The following is a 22,175-nucleotide window of genomic DNA, read 5'->3' as shown; positions in this document are numbered from 1 at the left end:
GTGCTGCACCGGGCTATTCAACCGAGTGACTATTTCAAACTGTGTCCTACGGCAACAGTCTAGCTGCTTGCAGGGCATTTCCGACGGGGACGCCGGACGCGTTTGACAGCCGATTCGCGTCACAGGCCCCGTCTTTGTTAGACGCGGCCACGAAACGAAGCATGAGTCAGCGATGCAGGCAGCGAAGTCTGACGGGGTGCAAAGATGTGTTGCTGAATTAATCACCGTGCGACAGATACGCGCGTCGCACGGTGAAGTTCAGTTTACTGGCGGTAGGATTTGAGGAAGTTGCCGATACGGCCGATGGCCATGTCCAGGTCGTCGACCCGTGGCAACGTCACGACACGGAAGTGATCCGGCCACGGCCAGTTGAAGGCCGTGCCTTGCACCACCAGCAGCTTCTCCGAGAGCAGCAGGTCGAGTACGAACTTCTCGTCGTTGTGGATCGGGCAGACTTTCGGGTCGATCCGCGGGAACGCATACAACGCCCCCATCGGCTTGACGCAGCTCACGCCGGGAATGTCGTTGAGCAGTTCCCAGGTGCGATTGCGCTGTTCCAGCAAGCGACCTTGCGGCAGCACCAGGTCATTGATGCTCTGATAACCGCCGAGTGCGGTCTGGATCGCGTGCTGGCTCGGCACGTTGGCGCACAGGCGCATGTTGGCCAGCATGTCGATGCCTTCGATGTAGCTCTGGGCGTGGTGTTTCGGGCCGGAAATGGCGATCCAGCCGGAACGGAAACCGGCAACGCGATAGGACTTGGACAGACCGTTGAAGGTCAGGCACAGCAGGTCTGGTGCCAGGGACGCGGTGCAGATGTGCACGGCATCGTCGTAGAGGATCTTGTCGTAGATCTCGTCGGAGAACACCACCAGGTTGTGCTGGCGAGCCAGTTCGAGCATGCCCAGCAGCACTTCTTTCGAGTACACGGCGCCGGTCGGGTTGTTCGGGTTGATGATCACCAGCGCCTTGGTGTTCGGGGTGATCTTGGCCTTGATGTCGGCCAGGTCCGGCCACCAGTTGGCTTGCTCGTCGCACAGGTAATGCACCGGGTTGCCGCCGGACAGGCTCACGGCGGCGGTCCACAGCGGATAGTCCGGGGCCGGCACCAGCACTTCGTCGCCATTGTTGAGCAGGGCCTGCATCGACATCACGATCAGCTCGGAAACGCCGTTGCCTAGGTAGATGTCTTCAATGCCGACGCCTTCCACCTGCTTTTGCTGGTAGTACTGCATGACGGCCTTGCGCGCGCTGAACAGGCCTTTGGAGTCGCTATAGCCTTGAGCGGTCGGCAGGTTGCGGATCACGTCCTGGAGGATTTCGTCCGGCGCTTCGAAACCAAAGGGCGCCGGGTTGCCGATGTTCAGCTTGAGGATGCGATGGCCTTCCTCTTCCAGGCGTTTGGCGTGCTTGAGCACTGGGCCGCGAATGTCGTAGCAGACGTTGGCGAGCTTGTTCGATTTGCTGACCTGCATGGCGATGTGTTCCCGAAAATGAACGATCCAGGCGGCGTATGAACGACCGCACTGGGAATCCTGCGTATTCACACAGGCCTGACGCCTTGAGAGGCAGCACTCATAAATCCGTTTGAATGCGCGTGGTCTGGCTGCCAGACTGGCGTTTGACGAGGCGCAATCATACGTGCCGCCCGATCCGTGGAAAAGGTTCAGATCGGGCTTTTTCAGCTGCTGAGGTGTGACGATGGAAAAGTTGGATAAAACCCTGGAAGAATGGAAGGCGATGCTCGATCCAGAGCAGTACAACGTTTGCCGTCTCAAGGGCACCGAACGGCCGTTCTCCGGCAAATACAACGACACCAAGACTGACGGCGTCTACCACTGCATCTGCTGCAGCGAGCCGCTGTTCGACTCCAAGACAAAGTTCGACTCTGGTTGCGGCTGGCCAAGCTTCTATGCGCCGATCGGCGACAGTGCGATGGTCGAGATCCGTGACGTCAGCCACGGCATGATCCGCACCGAAGTGGTCTGCGCCAAATGCGACGCGCACCTGGGGCACGTGTTCCCGGATGGCCCGCCACCGACCGGCTTGCGCTATTGCATCAACTCGGTATGCCTGGACCTCGTTCCGCGCGAGTAATGCGAGCCCTGTAGGAGCGAAGCTTGCTCGCGAAGGCGTCTTAACATGCAACACAGATGTTGACCGACCTGACGCCTTCGCGAGCAAGCTTCGCTCCTACAGATGTTCGGCGTTCAATAATTTAAATTGCACACAATTCAATTGCTCGCTATGTTCGTTGCTCGTTCCTTCCTATCGAGCCCGACCCATGAGCGACAATCTGCTGACCATCCCGGTAACCACCATCAAAGGTGAACAAAAAAACCTGGCCGATTACGCCGGCAAAGCCATCCTGGTGGTCAACACCGCCAGCAAATGCGGTTTCACCCCGCAATACAAAGGCCTCGAAGAGTTGTGGCAGACCTACAAGGACCAGGGCCTTGTGGTACTCGGTTTCCCCTGCAATCAGTTCGGCAAGCAGGAACCGGGTAACGAAGGGGCAATTTCCGAGTTCTGCGAGTTGAACTTCGGTGTCAGCTTTCCGCTGTTCAAGAAGATTGACGTCAATGGTGCCGGCGCCCATCCGCTGTTCGTGCAGTTGAAAAAACGTGCACCGGGCGTGCTGGGTTCCCAAGGCATCAAGTGGAACTTCACCAAGTTCCTGATCGGCAAGGACGGCCAGTTGGTCAAGCGCTTCGCTCCGGCCACCAAGCCGCAGGACTTGAGCCGCGAGATCGAAGCCCTGCTCAAATGATCACCTTGTCAGTCGATTCCCTGAAGCTCGACAGCCAGCTCTGCTTCAAGCTGTACGCGGCCTCGCGAGCGGTGATTCGTGCCTACAAGCCGATGCTCGATCAGCTTGGCCTGACCTATCCGCAATACCTGGCGATGCTGGTGTTGTGGGAGTGGCAGGAAGCGGCGCCGGAGCAGCCGACGGTCAAGGCACTGGGCGAGCGTCTGGCGCTGGACTCCGGCACCCTGACGCCGTTGCTCAAGCGTCTTGAGCAGCTGCAACTGGTGCAGCGCCAGCGTTCGGCGCGTGATGAGCGAGAGGTGCATCTGAGTCTTTCGCCAACCGGCAAGGCCTTGCGTGATCAGGTCGGTCCGCTCAAGGCCCGATTGCTGTGCGACAGCGGCGTGGACCTGGATCGCCTGAATGATCTGCGCGACGGTCTCGATCACCTGCTGGGGCAAATCAAGGGACTGTCGTAGTCGGTATCCACAGGTCGAGCAGGGCGGCCAGTTCTTCTCGGCGAAAGGGTTTGGCCAGATAGTCGCTCATGCCCGCCACACGACAGCGTTCGCGTTCCTCGGACATGGCGTTGGCGGTCAAGGCAACGATGGGCAACTGTGGCCAGCGCCCGCTGCGACGGATTTGCCGACTCGCTTCATAGCCATCCATCACCGGCATGTTGCAGTCCATCAGTACCAGATCGAATTCGCTGTGCTCAAGCTGATCCAGGGCTTCGGCACCGTGAGCGGCGACGATCACCTCGCAACCGAGTTTGCCGAGCATGCCCTTGGCCACCAATTGATTGACCGGGTTGTCCTCGACCAGCAGGACACGTCCGCGCCGTTGCGGCGTGAGAGCTTCGACCCGGGCACCGTTGATCAGGTTGGTTTCCGGCTGCAAGACCCGGCGCAATGTCTGGTAAAGCGCATTACGCGCCAAAGGGCGTGCCTGTTGTTGCAGGGGCGCCAGGGCGCTCGCCTCCTCGCTGGGCATGAAGCTGCCATAGGCGGTCACCAGCAGGATCGGGGCGTCGAGGGTAGGGCGCAGGCCGAACAGGCATTCGGGACAGTCGGTAATCAGCACGTCCGGGTCGAGGCCGATGAACGAGTCATCGATGGAGCGCTGTTGATAGTCGAGGCCCCAGCCGGGCAACAGGTTTTTCAACAGTTCCGCCAGGCCGCTGTTGGCAGCAGTGATCGCGATGACCTTGCCCGGTAAAGGCTGTGGGGGCATGGCCCGGGTATGGCAGGGTAACGGCAGGTCGGCGCAGAACTGGCTGCCGAAACCCGCTTCCGAACTGATGGTCAGCCGCCCCTGCATGGCTTCGCAGAGGTTATAAGTCAGCGCCAGCCCCAACCCGGTGCCGCCAAACTGCCGGGTGATGCCGGCACCGGCCTGCGTAAAGGGCTGGAAGATTTTGACCTGAGCATCCTGGGCAATCCCGATGCCGGTGTCGCAGACTTCGATTCTGACGCCATCTTCAAACGTTGAAAGACGCACATCGACCCGACCGAAACGGGTGAACTTGAGGGCGTTGGACAACAGGTTGCTGACGATCTGCCGGACCCGGGTCGGGTCCCCCAGCACCAACGCCGGAAAGTGCGGATCGATCAGGCAAGTCAACTCGACGCTGGGCGCGGCGTTCTGCGAGAGCAGGTTGGCGGTGTCTTCGATCAGCGACCCGAGGTCGAACGGAATGTGTTCGAGTTCGAGCTGGCCGGCATCGAATTTCGACAGGTCGAGAATATCGTTGAGCAGTTCCACCAGGACTTTGCCCGAGTCATGGGCGATGGACAGCTGTTGCTGTTGTTCGGCATTGAGCGGGCCGTCCAGCGAGAGCGCGATCATGCCCAGCAGGCCGTTGAGCGGCGTGCGGATTTCATGGCTCATGTTGGCGAGGAACACCGAGCGGGCCTCGGCCATATCGAGGGCGGTACTGCGTGCGACTTCCAGCTCCTGGTTGGATTGACTCAGCCTGGCATTGATCGCCTTGAGCTCTGCGGTACGGGCCGAGACGATGTTTTCCAGTTGCCCGAGATAGTCGGTCAAGCGGTTTTCAGCGTTGCGTCGCTGCTGGATTTCGGTGGCGATGTTTTCAAACTGCTGGTTGGCTACTTTGACCAGGACACCGATTTCATCGTTTTCATGCCCGCTCGGGTATTCCAGCCACGTCGGTTCCACACTGCGCGGATCACGTCCGCTGAGTTCGCGGATGACCCGCACCAGCGGTTTCGTCAGCATCACGTAGAACAGCGCCAGCAGGATGCCGGTCAGAATCAGGCTGCGCGCGAAGCCGTTGAGCAGCGTCACCTCGGCCCGGCGCAGGAAGCGGCTGCCGAAGGCATAGGTATCGACTTCCAGGCGCAAGGTGCCGAGGGATTCGTCCGGCAAGTGGTCGAGGTAGAGGCGGTCTTCGAACTGGCGGTTGGCCCCGAACAGGAAGTCGCTGATCATCCGGTAGCTGTTTTGCTGGGTCGGGCGTTTGACGTTGGCCAAAACGGTTCCGTTGTTGTCAATCAGTTGCGCACCGACGATCGCTGGTGAGCGCAACAGGCCCATGGTCAGTTCCTTGGCGAGTTCGGCGTCGATGTTATAGGCGATGCGGGACGCGGGGTTATGGCTGATTTCCAGCAAAGACATGATTTCGCGGTTGATGGAGGCGTCTTCGCTGGCATAATCGATGCCGATTTGCAGCAGACTGAGCAGCGTGCCCAGAATAAAACCGACCAGCACAGTCAACCTGGCTTGCTTGTACGACAGCCGGTGGGTGAATTTGATATCCATGGGGTGTTGAACCACTTCCGTTTCCCTTCGCTGCTCAAGCATAGTCGATCATGCATGGATACCGATGTTCGCGCGAGCCCTTGTGCAACAAGGGATAAACCGGATACCGAACGCTGTGCCGCGTCGCTGTAATGCCATCATCACTGTGAACGAGCCCGAGGAGAAGACGTGGATTCCCGATTGAATGCTTTTCTTGAACGCGCCGATGCCGTCCTGGCCCGTATCGAACCGCTCTTGCCTGCACATCGGCAAGCCATCGACTGGACTCAATGCCTGGCTGCACGCTGGCAACGCGAGGGCCGTAGCGGTTTTCTGCTGCCGCTGCACGTCAGCCTCGACACACGGTTGTCCGACCTGATCGGTGTCGACCGACAAGTGGAGCAGCTGGGGCGCAATACCCAGCAGTTCCTCGACGGTATGCCTGCCAACCACGCGTTGCTCTGGGGTTCGCGCGGCACCGGCAAATCGTCGCTGGTGCGCGCCTTGCTGGCCGAACACGCCAAGGCCGGCCTGCGGCTGATCGAGATCGAGCGCGATCACCTGGCGGACCTGCCGCGGGTGGTCGAACAGATCGCCAGGCTGCCTCAACGGTTCGTGCTGTTCTGCGATGACCTGTCGTTTGAGTCGGGCGAAGGCGACTATCGCGTGCTCAAGAGCGTGCTCGACGGTTCTCTCGAACAGGCGCCGGATAACGTTTTGCTGTACGCCACCTCCAACCGTCGCCACCTGGTGCCGGAGAAGGAAAGCGATAACGAAAACTGGAAACGGGTCGATGGCGAACTGCATCCCAGCGAGGCGGTGGAAGACAAGATCGCGCTGTCGGACCGTTTTGGATTGTGGCTGTCGTTCTATCCGTTTACTCAAGAGCACTTCCTTGATGTCGTCGAGCACTGGATCGGTCAATTGGCCGAAAAATCCGGCCTTGAGTGGCAGCGCGACGAAGAACTGGACATCCTCGCCGTGCGCTGGGCAACCGGCCGTGGCAATCGCAATGGACGCTGCGCGTATCAATTTGCCCGCTATTGGGTGGGGCTGAAGCTGTTGGAGCACAAAGCATGATCGATTTACAGAAGAGCGGCCAAGGCCTGGACGGTTACGGCATGTTATGGGCGCAGCTGGAGTCGTTGCTGGCGGACGAGCGCGACTTCATCGCCAACGCCGCGCAATTTTCGGCGTTCCTGTACAGCCAGCTCGACGACCTGAACTGGGCCGGGTTCTACCTCAATCGCAACGAAGAACTGGTGCTCGGCCCGTTTCAGGGACAGATCGCCTGTGTGCGCATTCCGTTCGGTCGCGGTGTGTGCGGGACGGCGGCGGCGACCTTGCAGACCCAACTGGTCGAAGACGTACATGCGTTCCCCGGGCACATTGCTTGCGACAGCGCATCGAACAGCGAGCTGGTCGTGCCGCTGGTCAAGGACGGTCGCCTGATCGGCGTGCTGGACCTCGACAGCCCGAGCCTGGCGCGGTTTACCGCTGACGATCAGGCCGGTATCGAGCAACTGGCGGCGATTTTCCTGCGTCTGACCGATTGCTGATCACGCCGTCAAGCCGGCCTTGACCAGCAGGCTTGACGGGTCGACTGCATCGATTTGTCGAGGGTCGAGGAATCGGTCGGCGTACTCCAGATAGATTCCGGCGTTGATGAACAGGCCAAACAACTCCGGATCGATATGGGCGTCACGGCACATGGTGGCCATGATGCCCAGCGCTTCGCTCAAGGTTTTAGCTTTCTTGTAGGGGCGGTCGGCGGCGGTCAGCGCCTCGAAAATATCGGCAATCGCCATCATCCGCGCCGGCAGGCTCATTTCTTCGCGCTTCAACTGTTTGGGATAACCAGTGCCGTCCATTTTCTCGTGATGGCCGCCGGCGATTTCCGCGACGTTGTTGAGGTGGCCGGGGAAGGGCAGGTGGCTGAGCATCAGGATCGTCTGCACCATGTGATGATTGATGATGTAACGCTCCTCGCGGGTCAACGTGCCTCGGGCGATGCACAGGTTGTAAAGCTCACCCCGGTTGTATTTGTAGCGCGGCACATCGAGCTTGAAACCCCAGGGATTGTCTTCCGGGATCAACTCGCTTTCGGCGCGTTCGAACAAGTGCTCGGGCTTGTCTGCCAACAGCGGCTCGCTGACCGGCAAGGTCGGTGCCGGGGTTCGTGCCTGGCGGCGATTCTCTTCCCAGGACACGCCGAGTCGATCATCCAGGGTTCGGGTCCAGGTGCGCTGGGCGATGCTGCGCAGACGTTGCAGGTCGGCCTCGGCCATGGCCTCTGCGCCCAGATTGCAGCGGGCGACGAAGGTGAAATCATCATCCAGCCCGGCCAGGTTGGCATTGCGCAACTCGGCCAGGTGCTGCTCGTCACCGCCCAGGGCGATGGCCTGCCAATAGTTGATCCAGGCATCGCGTTTGAGGACTTCGAAACGGGTGCGGATTTCGTGGATGCGGTCGTTCAGGGTCTCAAGCTTGGTAGCTTTATCGACCACGTACTCAGGCGTCGTGACCTTTCCGCAGTCGTGCAGCCAGGCCGCAATGTGCAGTGCTTCCCACTCATCTTCGGTGGGTTGGTAATCGCTGAAGGCCGGGGCCTGACTGGCCGCCGCCGCGTGGGCAAGCATCAGGGTCAGCTCCGGTACTCGCTGGCAGTGACCGCCGGTGTAAGGGCTCTTGGCATCGATCGCGCCGGCCAACAGCTGAATGAAGGCGTCCAGCAGTTGTTTCTGTTTGGCTTGCAGACGCTGGCTCTCAATGCACACGGCGGCCGCGCCGGAAACAGCCTGGAGAAACGCGATACGGTCCGGGCGCAGTTTTTCCAGGTCGCGTTGTGTACCGCTGTCGGCCAATAACAGGGTCAGCAGGCCCACGGTTTCGTTGTGACGATTGTGCAGCCGTATGCCGATCAGGTGCACTCGGGGGCATTCCAGCGCGAGCATCACCTTCTGCAAATCCCCGGCCTGTTCGAAACCCAGGTTGGTGACGACATTGTCGGCATTCGACAACTGCTGCAACCACTGCGGACTCTGCGGATCCTGAAGTTCGTGCCCCTGAACACCGAACGGGGGCAATGCCTGTGTCGCGCCATTGATGACCAGGCCTTGGGGCTCCATGCGATCGCTGTCTCGTTCGCGCAGGTAAATCAGACCCGCCTGGGCTTGCCCGATCTTCACGGTTTCAAACAACACCCGTTGCAGCAACGGCGCGAAGCGGGTCTCGGCGCTCAAGCTATCGGTGATCTGGAAAAAACTGCCCAGGGTGTCTTTCATCCGCGCCATCGACACGCTCAATTGATCAATCTCAAGCACCGGCGAACTGTGGCCGGTCGGAAAGTTGAAATCGAAACTGCGCACCGCATCGGCTTCTTGCACCAGCGAGCGCAGCGGCTTGACCAGGACTCTGGAGGTTAACCATCCCACGGGCAGGCACAGCAACAATGTCGCCAGGGTAATCAATGCACCTTGCCAACGCATGCGGTAGGCATCGGCGAGCAATTCGTCCTCTGGCACCAGCAACGCCAGTTGCAGCCCCTGGGGTCCGCCCTCCGAAATGCTGCTGCGTGCCACGATCCATTGCCGACCGGCGGCGTCCAGGCGATTGCCGGCGGGAGGGGTGGTGAGCAGGGCAGCGAGGCCGGGGCTCAGGTCGGCAACCTTGTTCAAGTGCGCGGTCTGGTCGTCGACGATCAGTTTGCTGCTATCGGGGTAGGCAATGGCATTGCCCTGGGCATCGAACAGCACGATTTCGGTATGCGGCGTCACCACATGCTTGGCCAGGGTCGCCGACAGTTCGGCCAGCGTCAGGTCGGCACCCATCACCGCGTTTTCACCACTGCGCCGGGCCAGGGTGGTGCCGACGTTGTGAGTGGAGAAGAAAACGTAGGGTTCGGTGGTGATCTGGTCCACGTCAACCCGCGCGCTGGTGAACCAGGCGCGGGTACGCGGATCGTAGGTTTCGTCAGGATTGTCCTGGCGGCTGATGAGTGCCAGGGACTGATCAAAAAACAGTGATTGAGAGCGGATCTGACCACTGCTGCCGTCGTGTTCGATGCTCCAGACTTGAAACGCCGCTGCCTCCGGGGCTTTCAATCCGGTTCTCAGGGCAGCGGTCCGCAGGGGGCGAACCATGAAAAAGTCGCCGTTGCCGTACCCCAGGTATAACGATGCCAGGTTGGGGTTGTCATTGAGGGACTGGCTAAAGGGCTGGAGCAACGCCAGGCGTTGCTCCAGGTCCGGTGCCCGGGTCGCCGGGTAGTCCGCCAGCAGGCTCAGCAGATGGCGAATCGGTTCATACGTGCCTTGCAGGTCCAGGCGGACATCCTGCTCGATGCGGTTGAAGAGCTTTTCACTGCTGGACAGAATGATCTGCGTGGTCTGTCCGTAATTGAAAATGCCCAGCACCACACCGGTCAGCAGTAACAGGAAGGTAAACATCACACTGATATGGATGTGCAGGGGGAACCGGCGTTGATCCGGGCGCAGTGGGTTGGGCATTGCGGGTCTCTCCATGATGTTTAACACACTGCTCAGCGTCCAAGCATAGTTAAGGCTCCATCATTCTGCTTCTGTCGTTGTGACCAATCTGTTGCTCCAACGCCTGCTCCAGTTCGAGCATCGCGCGTTCCATGGCTTTGGTGCGTTTGACGACTTCGTCAGGGTGGAACACTTCATGGCAGGCGTTTTCCAGCGCTTCGCAGCTGTCGATCAATCGGCCTGCCTGGACGATTCGCGCAGCACCCTTGATTTTGTGGGCCACGTCGATGAATGACTGTGGGTCCTGTGAGGGGGATAACGCCAGCAACTCCTGACGGTCCAGACGGTTGCTGTTCAGTAGTTCGGACAACAAACGCTGGTCCAGCGTCGGGTTGCCGCCCGTCAACAGATGCAGCCCTTCAAGGCTGAAGGCCGGGGCGCAGACCGTCGGCGCAATGCCTGCAACCCATTGGCTCAGGGCTGTCAGGCTGAGGGGTTTAAACAGGCAATCGTCCATTCCGGCTTGTTTGCAGCGTTGAATTTCTTCGGGCTGTGCGTTGGCGGTGAACCCCAGCACGGTACAAGGCTGGCGCTGCGTTTGCTGTTCATGTTGGCGAATGGAGCGAGCCAGTTCGTAGCCATCCATGATCGGCATGTTGCAATCGACGATCACCAAATCGAAAAACCCGTCCTTCCAGGCCTTCAATCCCGCTTGGCCATCCGCTGCGGCACTGAAGCGATGCCCCAGGAATTCCAGTTGCTGGCACATCAGCAGGCGATTGGCGGGGTGGTCGTCCACCACCAGGACGTTCAGCGCAAGCGCGGTTGCGGGCAGGGGCGGTTCAACATTCTTCGTCACCCGCTCGGGTAGCAGCGTTGCAAGGTTCAGCGAGACCTGGACCTGAGTGCCGACACCGGCCTGGCTGCTCAATTGCAGACTGCCGCCCATCATCTCGCACAGATTGCGGCTGATCACCAGGCCCAGCCCCGCACCGCCTCTGGCGGACTGCCCGGAATGTTCGGCCTGGGCGAAAGGCTCAAACAAGCGACGTTGATCCTGCTCACTGATCCCGACACCGCTGTCCTGAACCTGCAACTGCAACAGGACCCGCTCGGGTTCGTCGGTCGGATGCAGTTCGACCACAATTCTGACCTGACCCTGTTCGGTGAACTTGATGGCGTTGCTGACGAGGTTGGACAGCACCTGCTTGAAGCGCATCGGGTCCAGGAGGACATCGGTGGGCGGTTCTGCAGGATTGAAGTCCAGCCGCAGGCGAAGATTTTTCTGACGCGCCAGTCCGTCGAAGATCCGCACCACCGAGGCCACGGTTTCTCTCAGGTTGACGCGTTCCGGGCTCAGGCTCAGGCGACCGGATTCAATACGCGCAATATCAAGAATGTCGCCGATCAGGTTCAGCAGGTCTTTCGCCGAGTGGTAGGCCACGTCAATGGCGGGGCGATCCGGGTGGCGGTGATCGATACGCTTGAGGGTCAGTTCGAGCATGCCGATGATGGCGTTCATCGGAGTACGGATTTCATGGCTCATGGTCGCCAGAAAGGTGCTTTTCGCTCGGTTGGCTTCATCCGCCCGCTCTTTCGCGGCACGCAGGTCATCGAACAGCTGTCGCCGCTCGCTGATGTCGATCCAGCCCCCAATGATGCCTTGCACTTCACCGCTGGAATCCCGGTAGGGCAGTATCCAGTGATAAATCGTCAGCATGCGGCCACCGATATGCAATGGCCGGTCGAGAATCAACGGCGTACCTTCGGCCACGACGCGCTGGTAGTCCGCCTGATATTCCTGAGCCTCAAATGAGTTGCTCATGCTGCCCTGCACGACGTTTTTACCAATTACGTCTTCGCGTCTGGCGCTGAAGGCCTCCAGGTAACTGTCATTGCAGCTTTGCAACAAACCCTGGCGGTCACGCACGTAGATGGGATGAGGCGTTCCGTTGACCAGCGATCGCATGAATTCGAGTTGGTCGTTCAAGGCGAGCTCGGCGGCCAGCCGCTGATTGATCTGGCGACGCATGTAGGCGTTCCAGGTCACGGAAATCAACAGCAGCAAACCGATACCGAGAACAATCTGATAGAACACCCGGTGAAAGTTGCGCCAGGTACTTTGCGAGGCCGATGAGTAGCCTCGCCAGCGGCTGTTGATGATGCCCAGTTCTTCCGGCGCGATGCTCAGCAGAGCCTTGTCGAGGATCGAACCCAGCTCTTTGGCATCGCGCCCGGTCGCCAGAGAGAACGCGGCTTGCCGGGTGCCGATGGTGGTGCTGATTTGCAGGGAGTGTTCGAAAATTCGCGATGAGATGAAATAGTTGGCAATCACCAGTGAGCCCACGGCACCTTCGGCTTGACCCTCGGCAAGCAATTCCACGGCACTGAAAGTGTCCGGCGTTTCGATCAGATGGATGAGCGGGAACTCGCGGCGCAGATAGTCCGCCATGGGATTGCCTTGGGCGATGGCCAAACGCTTGTCCGTCAGCTGCGTCAGGTTTGACGGGCTGTCGGCCGCTTTGCGAGTCAACAGGACAACCGAGTTTTCCAGATAAGGGCGGCTGAAGTTCAGCAGCGTTTCACGTTGTGCACTGGGGAGCAGCGCGGCGATCAGGTCGGCCTGATTACGGTTGACCTGCTCGATCATCTCGTCATCGTTGCGGCTGCGGTGGATCTCGAAACGCAAACCGGTGCGCAATCTGATCAGCTCGAGCAAGTCGGCGGAGACACCGCGAAAGTTGCCGTCGCTGTCGAAAAACGTCAGCGGCGCCAACGCTTCGTTGACCACGACGCGTACCACCGGATGAAGCGCCAGCCAGCGTTCTTCACGGTCGGTGAGTTGCAGTTTCTGATCGGTGAGAAGAATGTCACTGCCCGCACTCCAGCGTTTGGCGATGTTTTCGCGCTCGCTGCCAGGGGTCGCCTTGAGGATGGCGTTGATGATACCGAGCAGATCCGGGTTGTCCTTATGCACGGCAAAGCTGAAGCCGTGGGCCTCGTGTTTGCCGAAGTTGGCCATGCGAATGTTGTTCAGGTAGCCCTTGTTGATCATGTAATGGGTGGAAATGGTATCGCCAAGAAAAACATCGGCCTGGTCGAACGCCACCGCATTGATTGCGTTCTGGTAGGAAGGAAAGGAGGTGATGATCGCTTTCGGGTACAGGGCTCTGACTTCGTCCAGCGGTAGATAGTGATACACCATGCTCAGCCGCAGGCCGGCGAGGCCATCGCTCAGGGATCTGGTTTCGCCTTCTCGTGTCACCAGGACCGGCTGGTCCACGGCATAGGGGGTGGACAGCACGATGTCGGCGTTGCGCGCTTCAAAACCATTGGCGCTGCCGAGCATGTCCACTTCGCCTGATTCCAGTGCTTCGATCGCGTCTCCCCGGGAAGCGTAGCGCTGAACCTTCACCGGCAATCCGGTGGCCTTGCCAAGGATGCCCGCATAATCAGCGGTGAAGCCTTCGTAGTCGCGGCCGCTGAGGGTCAGGTCGAAAGGCGGATAGTCGGGGGCCGAGGTGCCCAGTATCAGTTCACGCTTGTTGTTGAGCCATTGTTGTTGTGATTTATCCAGTTGGACTTCCATGTGTCCGGTCGTTGAACGACTGAGCAGGGTGTACTGCTCGCTCGCCGTCTGTGCCGCGTGCACTGAAGTGTTCAGGCATGCACCCGCGGTCAGCAGTATCAAATAATCCTTAATGCAACTGGGCATCCTGTCTCTCTCACACTAACGCGTTGCGTTTTGCCATATCGATGAGTTCAACCAGTGATTTGGCTTTGAGTTTTTGCATAAGGCGTTTTTTATAAGTGCTGACTGTCTTGTTGCTCAGGAACATGCCTTTAGCAATTTCCTTGTTAGTGCGACCTTGGGCGAAAAGTTGCAATACCATCAACTCTCGGTCGTTGACTGACTTGAATAATTCCAGGTCGGCGTATCGCTCATCGTCGGCGCGAACAGGATTCAAGGCCTGGCTGGGGAAATAGTTGTAACCTGAAAGTACTGCCTTGATTGCGCTTACCAGCTCGCTAAGATCTTCCTGTTTGCAGACATACCCTGACGCGCCGGATTGCATGCAGCGAATACCGAAAAGTGTCGGACACTGGGCAGTCAAAACCAGTGTTTTCAGGGGGGTACTCATTGCGTTGAAGCGGGAGAGAACTTCCAGCCCATCCAGTTTGGGGATGCTGATGTCGAGAATGACCAGGTCGGGCATGCATTCACGAACCATCTGCATGGCGTCGACCCCATTATCAGTTTCGCCGGCGACTTTGTAACCCTCATGTTCAAGCAACATTCGGACGGCAAGACGGATGACGGGGTGATCGTCGACAATAAAAACGGAGTTCATAATCAAATCCCATACGCGCTCAGATAAAGCGCGCACCTTAGCTCAGATAGTTAAGAGGGGCATGAACTGACAGGGCTGTAGTGGCAATATAGGACAAATCCTACGGCGGAAGAAGAATCGGACTACGGATCAACTAGGTTTTGCATGAGGACCTGAGAAAGTGTTGTATGTGTGTCTGGAGGGCCATAGAGGTTGGTTTATGGTTTTTTACTTCTGTTTTAAATGATTAGGTTAGTGTGTGGTTGTTGCGGTGTTTCTATAATGAAGCCAAGGTCAATAATTTTCTAAAGTCTGATTGTTTCAGGGGCTTTATCAAGTAACCCAACAAGGGCAACCCGTGTTCGCCGGCCATTCTTGCAAGACCGTCCAGTTCAATGGGCGTCAGACTGCTTAGCAATATTGCTTGCCGGATCATTCCCCGCTCGCTGGCGAATTCGATCAAATCAAGGCCGGGAAGGTCGGGCAGGCATTGGTCGCACAGAAGGATGTCGAAGGGTTGCGATGCATTGAGCATTTGCTTCAAGGCGGCTTCGGCACTGTCAGAGGCGGTGAGTTGCGTGAAGCCGTAACTCTCAAGCAGGTATTGGGTTGCCCTGAGCTGAAAGGGATGGTCTTCCACCAGCAGGATGCGCCAATCGTTTACAGACATAGGATTTTTCATGCTTCATCTGTGGAGCAGAGGGAGCGTGATTATTTCGCGATCAGACGGTTCAATCGATCAGTCGGCTCTGCACAAGGTGTAGGGCGATTCTGTTGACGCTGTGATTGAAACGAAAAAGGCGCAGAAATCGATCAGCCGGTGAGGCTGATCGATGCGTTTTCATCCGAGGCTTGAACGACCGGTCATTTCCAGGGCCATTTGACTGGCATAGCTGTCAGTCATCCCGGCGATGAAGTCGATCATCCTCAGGAACGAGGTGTGCAAGGGGCCGTGTGGATCGGGCGCATTGTTGCCCAGCAGGTCGAGGATGCGCCGGCTCTTGAAGGACGGCGTTCGCCCGTTGTGTTGTTCCAGTGCGGCGCCACAGAACGCGTTGAGCAGGATCTCGAGCGTGGTGTAGGCGCCGATTTCGTGCAGCGTCTTGCGCTTGTCCTGGAAAATCTTTTTGCGCGCCATGTCTTTGGCATTCAACACGCAGCGTTTGGCCGGACCATGCATGTGCTCCACCAGATCGCCGGGCAGTGTGCCCGCCAGCAGCGAGTCCTGCTGCTCGACGAAGGCCCGGGCGGCGGCATTGGTCAGGTGTTCGATGGCCTTGCCCCGCAGGATCGCCAGTTTGCGCCGACGCGAATCCAGTGGGCCCAGCTGGCGATAGGTTTCCGGAAGATCATCGCCTACAAGGTCGAGTAACAGAGACTCGACCTCGGCGTATTCCAGCAGGTCCATTTCCAGGCCATCTTCCAGGTCGATCAGCGCGTAACAGATGTCGTCGGCGGCCTCCATCAGGTACACCAGCGGGTGACGCGCCCAGCGCTGGTCCTCCAGTTGCGGCAGGCCGAGTTTCAGGGCGATCTGCTCCAACAGCGGGAGTTCGCTCTGATAGCAACCGAACTTGTGCTTCTTGTAGCCCAATGAATCAGCGTGCTTCGCCGTCCACGGATACTTCAGATAGGTGCCCAGCGTGGCGTAGGTCAGTCGGGTGCCGCCGTCGAATTGATGGTACTCAAGCTGGGTGAGTACCCGGAAGCCTTGAGCATTGCCTTCGAAATTCAGGAAGTCATTGCGTTCGACCTCGCTCATGGCGTCCAGCCAGCCACGACCGGCAGCCTGCTGGAACCAGTGACGGATCGCGTCTTCACCGGAATGCCCGAAGGGTGGATTGCCGATGTCGTGGGCCAGGCAAGCCGATTGCACCACCATCCCCAGGTCGCTCGGTTCGCACCAGTCGGGCAGGGCGCCGCGAATGGTTTCACCGACGCGCATGCCCAATGAACGGCCCACGCAGCTGACTTCCAGCGAGTGGGTCAGGCGCGTGTGAATGTGATCGTTGCTGGATACCGGATGAACCTGAGTCTTGCGCCCGAGGCGGCGAAAAGCACCCGAGAAAATGATGCGGTCGTGGTCTTTGTGAAAAGGGCTGCGGCCGAGTTCTTCCGGGCTGTGCAGAGGCTTTCCGAGGCGTTCGCGGGTAAGCAGGGTTTGCCAATCCAAGGCTGGACTCTCCGTCAGGTGACTGAGCCTCTAGCTTCCGGGTTCAGGCCTGCGCCTGCAAGCGGAACTAGAGCCCGGCAGCGTCGATGTCGATGAGCAACAGTCGCTCGCCGTTGTCGAAAAATTGCCCGGCGGTGAGGCAGTACTGATTGCTGGTGGCATCGCGGTAGGTCGTGGACAGTGTCAGGCGTCGCTCGTCCCAGCCCTCTGCCAACAAGTGATAGAAGTAGGGCCGCCACGACCAGTTATGACCCAGGTAGCGGTTATCGGCTTCCCAGCCGTTGTTGCGCCATTCCAGATTGGGCGTCAACTGGGTGCCGTGCCGATCGCATTGATAGAAGCGCAACAGCCAGGGAAACGCCTGCAGTTGTGGCAACGCGCTCAGTGGCGCACGCGCCAGGGCCCAGGCTTGCAGGATGGTCATCAGTTCGCAGAGTTGCTGGCGCATGATCATCAGTCGACTGCGTTCGGCCAGTTTCTGCTGAACATAGCGCTGGCGCAGTTGCGCGAAACGTTCGATAAAAGCGTCGGTGGCAAAGAAATCCGCCTGCGCCCGGGCAAACAGAAACCCCTGTACATAACGCGAACCGCACTCCAGGGCGAAATTCAGTTGAGCTTCGGTTTCCACCCCTTCGGCAATGATCCAGCATCCGGTTTTCTCGGCCATTTGCGCCAGGGCTTTCACCACGTCGCTACTGGGACCGCCCAACGCCGCGGCCTGGAACAATCGCATATCGAGCTTGAGAATGTCCGGTTGCAGGGCCAGCACGCGATCAAGTTGCGAATAACCGGCACCGAAATCATCGATGGCGATCCGTGCCCCGGCGTGTCGATAGCGTGCCACGACTTCGGCCAGGCGCTGGATATCGCCCCCCAGTTCGGTGATCTCGAAAACGATGCGTTGTGGATCGACATGGTGCCGGAGCAATTGCTTGAGGCTCGGCAGCGCCTGATTCGGGCGCAAGCGATTGATCCAGCGCGGCGATATGTTCAGGCTCAGAAACCAGTCCGAAGGCGCTTCATGCAGACGGCTCAGGGCGTTGTCGCGAATCTGGCGATCAAGACGACGAAGGGCGATGGCGGGCGTTCGCGAGTCGGCGAACAGCGGCCCGACAGAGGCCAGTTGACCGTCGGCCTGACGCAGTCGACCCAGCGCTTCCACCCCCGCAATACGGCCCGTGGCGGTATCGATAAACGGCTGAAAGCAGGCGAGCGGTTGCCCGTCGATCACGAGGCCTCCTTAGTAAGGTCTTGTTTTTGGATTAACCTGCATTCCGGGTAGGCGCACAGGATTGAACCTCTCGATAAAGAGGTTAATCCCGGTGGTGTTGCAAGAATGCAGCCAGATAGTGGCTATTCAGTCTTTGCGCGAAGTGCCCTGCATGACCAGTTTGATCAGGGGCCCGAGCGTTGTGCCCAGGCGAACCAGTCGAGTCAGGCTGCTGGTACCGCCGCTCTTGGCGCCTTTACCGGTCAGAAAACCGAGCAGCGTCACAGCCGCCATGCCCCAGAGCGGGGCGTGCTTGATGCCAAAGCCATTGTGCAGGTTTTGCGTCATCCCGCGGACTCGCTGCAAGGGTTGCAGCAGTTGCGCGGACTCGTGACGAATTTCCTGGCGATGCATTTCCATGCGCAGGCGAATCAGTGCCTTGCGCATTTCGGTGCGCGAGCTGTTATGGGGCAGTTCAGGCAGGCTCATGGCAGCAGACGCTCCCTATCGTTGGCCAATTCTTCCAGCGTGCCGTGGAAGGGCGAGGACTCATCGAAAATCGCCGCTTTGAGGCGCATGGCACAGAAAACTGCAGCCAGGGTGTAGAACACGCAAAGCCCGATGATTGCTGGCAGACGGTAGGTGTCCCAAAACAGGATCAGCACCAGTGTCGACAACCCCACCAGCAACAACAACGCAAAGACCAGCGCCAGGCCTGCAAACAGCAACAGGCTTACGGTGCGCGCTTTTTGTTCCTGCAACTCGATGCCGAACAGTTCGACATGGCTGTGCAACAGTCCAAGAAAAGCGGCACCCAGGCGCCGCGATGAAGAGCTTGTGCCCGTCGCGGACGAGCTGGATTCACCGATAGACATATCAGCGCCGAGTGGCCAGCAGGCCAATCAGAAAGCCGACGCCCGCCGCGATCCCGACCGATTGCCATGGATTGGTCTGAACATAATCTTCGGCAGCGGTAACGGCGGCCTGGCCGCGTTCGCGCAGGGAATCTTCGGTCAGTTTCAGGGTTTCGCGGGCACGCAGCAGACTGTCGTGGATCTGGCTGCGCAGCTCATCAGCCTGATCGCCCGCCAGGGTGGCGGTGTGTTCCAGCAACCGCTCGGTGTCGCTGACCAATGTCTGAAAATCGTTCATCAGGATTTCTTGAGCAGTCTTTGCTTTGATGCTGGCCATTAGTGATCTCCGTAAGTGGCTTCTGAAGCGTTCGAGTATGAGCCTTGTGTGAAGGTTCAGTACAAATGACTGGTACAACTTTTGCTACGTCATGGTGCATCAGCCCGCGCCGTTGCGCTGTTGCCGGGCATGATTTCAGGAAAATCCTGATTCAAACAATTAAAACTCGCGTCAGGGTTTCGACCTTGTGCGCCAAAGCGGTTCATCGGGATCAATGCCCTGATCCTGACGAGCCGCAACTTGGTGCGTAAACGGCCTGCGCGAACCGCTTTGGTGCTTTTTAGCCTTCAGGTCTGCCACCCCATGGAAAATCTGCAAAGCGCTGTGGATAGTCTGGTCCATAGCTCCAATACGTTGTTCATCCTTATCGGTGCGGTCATGGTCCTGGCCATGCACGCCGGTTTTGCCTTTCTCGAAGTCGGTACGGTTCGACAAAAGAACCAGGTCAACGCCTTGTCGAAGATCCTCAGCGACTTCGCCATTTCGGCCTTGGCCTACTTCTTTATAGGCTATTGGATTTCCTACGGGGTCACCTTCATGCAACCGGCGGCGGTGATCAACGCCGATCATGGCTACGGGCTGGTGAAGTTTTTCTTCCTGCTGACTTTTGCTGCGGCGATTCCGGCGATCATTTCCGGAGGCATTGCCGAGCGGGCCAGGTTCGTCCCGCAGTTGTGTGCGACGGCGCTGATCGTCGCGTTCATTTATCCCTTCTTCGAAGGCATGATCTGGAACGGCAACTATGGGCTGCAAGCCTGGTTGCTGGAACAATTTGGTGCCAGCTTCCATGACTTCGCGGGCTCGGTCGTGGTCCATGCCATGGGCGGATGGCTGGCGCTTGCGGCGGTGTTGTTGCTCGGGCCAAGGCAGGGGCGTTATCGCGAAGGGCGCCTGGTGGCGTTCGCTCCGTCGAGCATTCCCTTTTTGGCATTGGGTTCGTGGATCCTGATCGTCGGCTGGTTCGGCTTCAACGTCATGAGCGCACAAACGCTGCAAGGCGTCAGCGGATTGGTCGCGGTGAACTCGCTGATGGCCATGGTCGGCGGCACCGTGGCAGCGCTGATCGTCGGGCGCAACGACCCGGGGTTTCTGCATAACGGCCCGCTGGCCGGGTTGGTGGCGATCTGCGCCGGTTCCGACCTGATGCACCCGGTGGGCGCCCTGATTACCGGCGTGATCGCCGGGACCTTGTTTGTCTGGTGCTTCACCGCGGCTCAGGTCAAATGGCGCATCGACGATGTGCTGGGTGTCTGGCCGTTGCATGGCTTGTGCGGTGTCTGGGGTGGAATCGCCTGCGGCATATTCGGTCAGAGCGCATTGGGTGGTTTGGGTGGGGTGAGCCTGATCAGCCAGTTGATCGGCACCTCGTTGGGGGTGATCGTGGCGCTGCTCGGCGGTTTTGTGGTGTATGGCGCGATCAAGGCGTTGCACGGTCTGCGCCTCAGCCAGGAAGAGGAGTATTACGGAGCGGACTTGTCGGTGCACAAGATCGGCGCCGTAAGCCAGGACTGACTCACTTTTCTTCATCGTCGCTCCCGGGATAAAAACCGTGCAGCAGGCGATAGCGGTCATGTCGTATCTGGTCGGCCCGCTCCTGTACCTGATGCGCGGGTAAACCCAGCATGATCAGGGCGTGGGAGGCGAGCATCAGGCTCGACTCCAGCAGTTCGGGCACGACTTCGCTGGCGCCGGCCGCTTTCAACTCGGCCAGTTGGCTGTCGTCCCGAGTCCGTACCAGGATCGGAATGGTTGAGTTCAATCGGCGCGCCTCCTGGAGAATCAGGAGCGCGATGTCGGTCTGGTCCACGGCAATCACCAACAGCTTGGCGCGCGCCAGGCCTACCGCCATCAGCAGTTCACCGCGCCGAGAGTCACCGTAATGCACACAGCTTTCACCCACGGCGGCTTCCTGGACCCGCACCGGGTCGGTGTCCAGTGCCAGGTAAGGTTGCAACGCGTTGCGTAGCGCGCGGCCGATGGACTGACCCACGCGACCGTACCCACAGATCACGACGTGGTTGTGCAAGTCGGCGTTGAGCGCGCTGATTTCTGCCAGTTTGACTTCTTCGTTGGGGTTGCGATGTAGCCGTGTTGCAAGGTGGGGCGCCGCGCGCAGCAGCAAAGGGGTTACCAGCATCGAGCAGAATGTCGCGGCCAGCAAAAGACCTCCAAAGTCCGCGGGCATCAGCTTGTTTTGTTGCATCAGCGCCATCAGCGCAAAGCAGAACTCGCCACCTTGAGCCAATGCCAGGCCGCTGCGCCACGCGGTTTCGCCATCGCTGCCGCGCCATTTGACCAGCAGCGCGACCACGGTGCCCTTGATCAGCAGTAGCCCAAGCGTCAGGCCGAGGATCATCAGGCCGTGGCTGGCAAACAGCTGCAAGTCGATCAGCATGCCGATGCTGACGAAAAACAGCCCGAGCAGGATGTCGCGGAACGGGCGAATGTCCGCCTCGATCTGATGCCGATAGTGGCTTTCCCCCAGCAGCATGCCGGCGAGAAATGCACCCAGGGCAGGGGAGAGGCCGAGCAGGTGAGTCAGCCACGCTGTCAGCAAAACAATGACCAACGCCAGCAGCACGAACAGCTCCGGGGAGCGGGCGGCGGCCACCTCATGAAACAGACGGGGCAGCAACCAGCGACTGGCCAGCAGCAGGCCGCCGAACAGCACCAGGGTCTTGCCCAGCGTCAACGGCAATGCCCAATACCAGGCTTGATCGCTATTACCGGCGAACACCGGCACCAAGGTCAGCAGCAGCACCGCCACCACATCCTGGAACAGCAGCACGGCGATGGCATTCTGGCCGTGGCTGCTGAAAATCTCGCCGAGGCTGCTCAGCTCTTTGCTGACAATGGCTGTGGAAGACAGTGAAAGACCGGCACCGAGTAACAACGCAGGCGTTGTCGCCATGCCGAGCAACATCAACAAGCCGCCCAGCACTATCCCGGTACCCAGGACTTGCAGACTGCCAAGACCGAACACCACCTGACGCAATGCAATCATTTTCGAGAGGGAAAACTCCAGCCCAAGGGAGAACAGCAGGAACACCACGCCCAGCTCGGCAAGGTCTGGCAACTCTTCGCTTTCATTCACCCAGTTGAACGCGGTCGGCCCGATCATCAGCCCTACGCACAGATAGCCCAGCACCGGTGGTAAACGCAGGCGCTGGAACAGTGCAATCACCACCAGGGAGGAGGCAAGGATGATCAAGAGGTTGGCGAACACGAATAACTCCGGAGATGGGGGCTGGCTACTCAAGCGTAGAGGTAA

18 protein-coding genes are annotated in these 22,175 nt (G+C 59.1%); 6 read left to right on the top strand and 12 right to left on the bottom strand.

What is annotated here, in order from left to right; all coding sequences use genetic code 11:
- Positions 1 to 263: 263 nt before the first annotated feature.
- Positions 264 to 1,475, bottom strand: a complete 1,212-nt coding sequence (locus tag ACA049_RS21705) for a pyridoxal phosphate-dependent aminotransferase (protein WP_008030363.1) — start codon at positions 1,473 to 1,475, stop codon at positions 264 to 266.
- 226 nt (positions 1,476 to 1,701) lie between these two features.
- Between ACA049_RS21705 and msrB the strand changes: the two genes are divergently transcribed.
- The 3 genes from msrB to ACA049_RS21690 all read left to right on the top strand — a co-directional run bounded on the left by msrB (position 1,702) and on the right by ACA049_RS21690 (position 3,228).
- Entirely contained in the window at positions 1,702 to 2,097 is a 396-nt protein-coding gene (gene msrB, locus ACA049_RS21700) for a peptide-methionine (R)-S-oxide reductase MsrB (RefSeq protein ID WP_497329738.1), read from the top strand.
- A 187-nt stretch (positions 2,098 to 2,284) separates the two neighbouring features.
- Positions 2,285 to 2,770: a glutathione peroxidase gene (locus tag ACA049_RS21695; RefSeq protein ID WP_497329736.1), complete on the top strand. Its 486-nt coding sequence runs from the start codon at positions 2,285 to 2,287 to the stop codon at positions 2,768 to 2,770.
- Positions 2,767 to 3,228 (top strand): MarR family winged helix-turn-helix transcriptional regulator, encoded by a 462-nt coding sequence (locus ACA049_RS21690; protein WP_497329734.1) that lies wholly within the window; start codon positions 2,767 to 2,769, stop codon positions 3,226 to 3,228. Before ACA049_RS21695 ends, ACA049_RS21690 begins: the two co-directional genes overlap by 4 nt.
- Here the strand turns inward: ACA049_RS21690 and ACA049_RS21685 are convergent.
- The gene (locus tag ACA049_RS21685) at positions 3,212 to 5,533 is read right to left on the bottom strand and encodes a hybrid sensor histidine kinase/response regulator (protein WP_497329732.1); all 2,322 of its coding nucleotides are present in this window, start codon (positions 5,531 to 5,533) and stop codon (positions 3,212 to 3,214) included. The genes ACA049_RS21690 and ACA049_RS21685 overlap by 17 nt on opposite strands.
- 168 nt (positions 5,534 to 5,701) lie before the next feature.
- On the opposite strand from ACA049_RS21685, the gene ACA049_RS21680 reads away from it, so the two are divergent.
- Entirely contained in the window at positions 5,702 to 6,592 is an 891-nt protein-coding gene (locus ACA049_RS21680; RefSeq protein WP_497329730.1) for an ATP-binding protein, read from the top strand.
- The gene (locus tag ACA049_RS21675; RefSeq protein WP_094468350.1) at positions 6,589 to 7,071 is read left to right on the top strand and encodes a GAF domain-containing protein; all 483 of its coding nucleotides are present in this window, start codon (positions 6,589 to 6,591) and stop codon (positions 7,069 to 7,071) included. The genes ACA049_RS21680 and ACA049_RS21675 overlap by 4 nt, the downstream gene beginning before the upstream one ends.
- On the opposite strand, the gene ACA049_RS21670 is transcribed toward ACA049_RS21675, so the two are convergent.
- From ACA049_RS21670 to ACA049_RS21630, 9 genes are all read right to left on the bottom strand, one after another.
- Positions 7,072 to 10,020: an HD domain-containing phosphohydrolase gene (locus ACA049_RS21670; RefSeq protein ID WP_497329728.1), complete on the bottom strand. Its 2,949-nt coding sequence runs from the start codon at positions 10,018 to 10,020 to the stop codon at positions 7,072 to 7,074.
- 49 nt (positions 10,021 to 10,069) lie between these two features.
- Positions 10,070 to 13,714 (bottom strand): transporter substrate-binding domain-containing protein, encoded by a 3,645-nt coding sequence (locus ACA049_RS21665; protein ID WP_497329726.1) that lies wholly within the window; start codon positions 13,712 to 13,714, stop codon positions 10,070 to 10,072.
- Between the two features lie 10 nt (positions 13,715 to 13,724).
- A complete protein-coding gene (locus tag ACA049_RS21660; protein ID WP_497329724.1) occupies positions 13,725 to 14,351 on the bottom strand; it encodes a response regulator in 627 nt (208 codons plus the stop codon).
- Between the two features lie 256 nt (positions 14,352 to 14,607).
- Positions 14,608 to 15,000 (bottom strand): response regulator, encoded by a 393-nt coding sequence (locus ACA049_RS21655; RefSeq protein ID WP_497336932.1) that lies wholly within the window; start codon positions 14,998 to 15,000, stop codon positions 14,608 to 14,610.
- 171 nt (positions 15,001 to 15,171) lie between these two features.
- On the bottom strand, positions 15,172 to 16,503 hold the full coding sequence (locus tag ACA049_RS21650; protein ID WP_497329722.1) for a deoxyguanosinetriphosphate triphosphohydrolase: 1,332 nt from the start codon (positions 16,501 to 16,503) through the stop codon (positions 15,172 to 15,174).
- Positions 16,504 to 16,570: 67 nt separating this feature from the next.
- Positions 16,571 to 17,734 (bottom strand): EAL domain-containing protein, encoded by a 1,164-nt coding sequence (locus ACA049_RS21645; protein ID WP_497329720.1) that lies wholly within the window; start codon positions 17,732 to 17,734, stop codon positions 16,571 to 16,573.
- A gap of 126 nt (positions 17,735 to 17,860) precedes the next feature.
- Entirely contained in the window at positions 17,861 to 18,202 is a 342-nt protein-coding gene (locus ACA049_RS21640; protein WP_497329718.1) for a hypothetical protein, read from the bottom strand.
- Positions 18,199 to 18,588 carry a phage holin family protein gene (locus ACA049_RS21635; protein WP_042932237.1) on the bottom strand — a complete coding sequence of 130 codons (390 nt, stop codon included), beginning with the start codon at positions 18,586 to 18,588 and terminating at the stop codon, positions 18,199 to 18,201. The genes ACA049_RS21640 and ACA049_RS21635 overlap by 4 nt, the downstream gene beginning before the upstream one ends.
- Position 18,589: 1 nt before the next feature.
- Positions 18,590 to 18,904 carry an ElaB/YgaM/YqjD family protein gene (locus ACA049_RS21630; RefSeq protein ID WP_109633587.1) on the bottom strand — a complete coding sequence of 105 codons (315 nt, stop codon included), beginning with the start codon at positions 18,902 to 18,904 and terminating at the stop codon, positions 18,590 to 18,592.
- Between the two features lie 303 nt (positions 18,905 to 19,207).
- Between ACA049_RS21630 and ACA049_RS21625 the strand changes: the two genes are divergently transcribed.
- The gene (locus ACA049_RS21625) at positions 19,208 to 20,416 is read left to right on the top strand and encodes an ammonium transporter (protein ID WP_497329716.1); all 1,209 of its coding nucleotides are present in this window, start codon (positions 19,208 to 19,210) and stop codon (positions 20,414 to 20,416) included.
- A 1-nt stretch (position 20,417) separates the two neighbouring features.
- Here ACA049_RS21625 and ACA049_RS21620 read toward each other — a convergent pair whose 3' ends face one another.
- Positions 20,418 to 22,130, bottom strand: a complete 1,713-nt coding sequence (locus ACA049_RS21620; RefSeq protein ID WP_497329714.1) for a cation:proton antiporter — start codon at positions 22,128 to 22,130, stop codon at positions 20,418 to 20,420.
- Positions 22,131 to 22,175: the final 45 nt, after the last annotated feature.

It is taken from the genome of Pseudomonas sp. LBUM1662, assembly GCF_059695915.1.
The sequence above is the reverse complement of the archived record's forward strand: the minus strand, read 5'-3'. Positions and strand labels throughout refer to the sequence as shown.

Bases quoted from the DNA above. Each gene is read 5' to 3' on its own strand.
- ACA049_RS21640 (WP_497329718.1), bottom strand. From the start codon at position 18,202: ATGAGCCTGCCTGAACTGCCCCATAACAGCTCGCGCACCGAAATGCGC.
- ACA049_RS21685 (WP_497329732.1), bottom strand. From the start codon at position 5,533: ATGGATATCAAATTCACCCACCGGCTGTCGTACAAGCAAGCCAGGTTG.
- ACA049_RS21630 (WP_109633587.1), bottom strand. From the start codon at position 18,904: ATGGCCAGCATCAAAGCAAAGACTGCTCAAGAAATCCTGATGAACGAT.
- ACA049_RS21675 (WP_094468350.1), top strand. From the start codon at position 6,589: ATGATCGATTTACAGAAGAGCGGCCAAGGCCTGGACGGTTACGGCATG.
- msrB (WP_497329738.1), top strand. From the start codon at position 1,702: ATGGAAAAGTTGGATAAAACCCTGGAAGAATGGAAGGCGATGCTCGAT.
- ACA049_RS21665 (WP_497329726.1), bottom strand. From the start codon at position 13,714: ATGCCCAGTTGCATTAAGGATTATTTGATACTGCTGACCGCGGGTGCA.
- ACA049_RS21695 (WP_497329736.1), top strand. From the start codon at position 2,285: ATGAGCGACAATCTGCTGACCATCCCGGTAACCACCATCAAAGGTGAA.
- ACA049_RS21705 (WP_008030363.1), bottom strand. From the start codon at position 1,475: ATGCAGGTCAGCAAATCGAACAAGCTCGCCAACGTCTGCTACGACATT.
- ACA049_RS21635 (WP_042932237.1), bottom strand. From the start codon at position 18,588: ATGTCTATCGGTGAATCCAGCTCGTCCGCGACGGGCACAAGCTCTTCA.
- ACA049_RS21670 (WP_497329728.1), bottom strand. From the start codon at position 10,020: ATGCCCAACCCACTGCGCCCGGATCAACGCCGGTTCCCCCTGCACATC.
- ACA049_RS21655 (WP_497336932.1), bottom strand. From the start codon at position 15,000: ATGTCTGTAAACGATTGGCGCATCCTGCTGGTGGAAGACCATCCCTTT.
- ACA049_RS21625 (WP_497329716.1), top strand. From the start codon at position 19,208: ATGGAAAATCTGCAAAGCGCTGTGGATAGTCTGGTCCATAGCTCCAAT.
- ACA049_RS21690 (WP_497329734.1), top strand. From the start codon at position 2,767: ATGATCACCTTGTCAGTCGATTCCCTGAAGCTCGACAGCCAGCTCTGC.
- ACA049_RS21660 (WP_497329724.1), bottom strand. From the start codon at position 14,351: ATGAACTCCGTTTTTATTGTCGACGATCACCCCGTCATCCGTCTTGCC.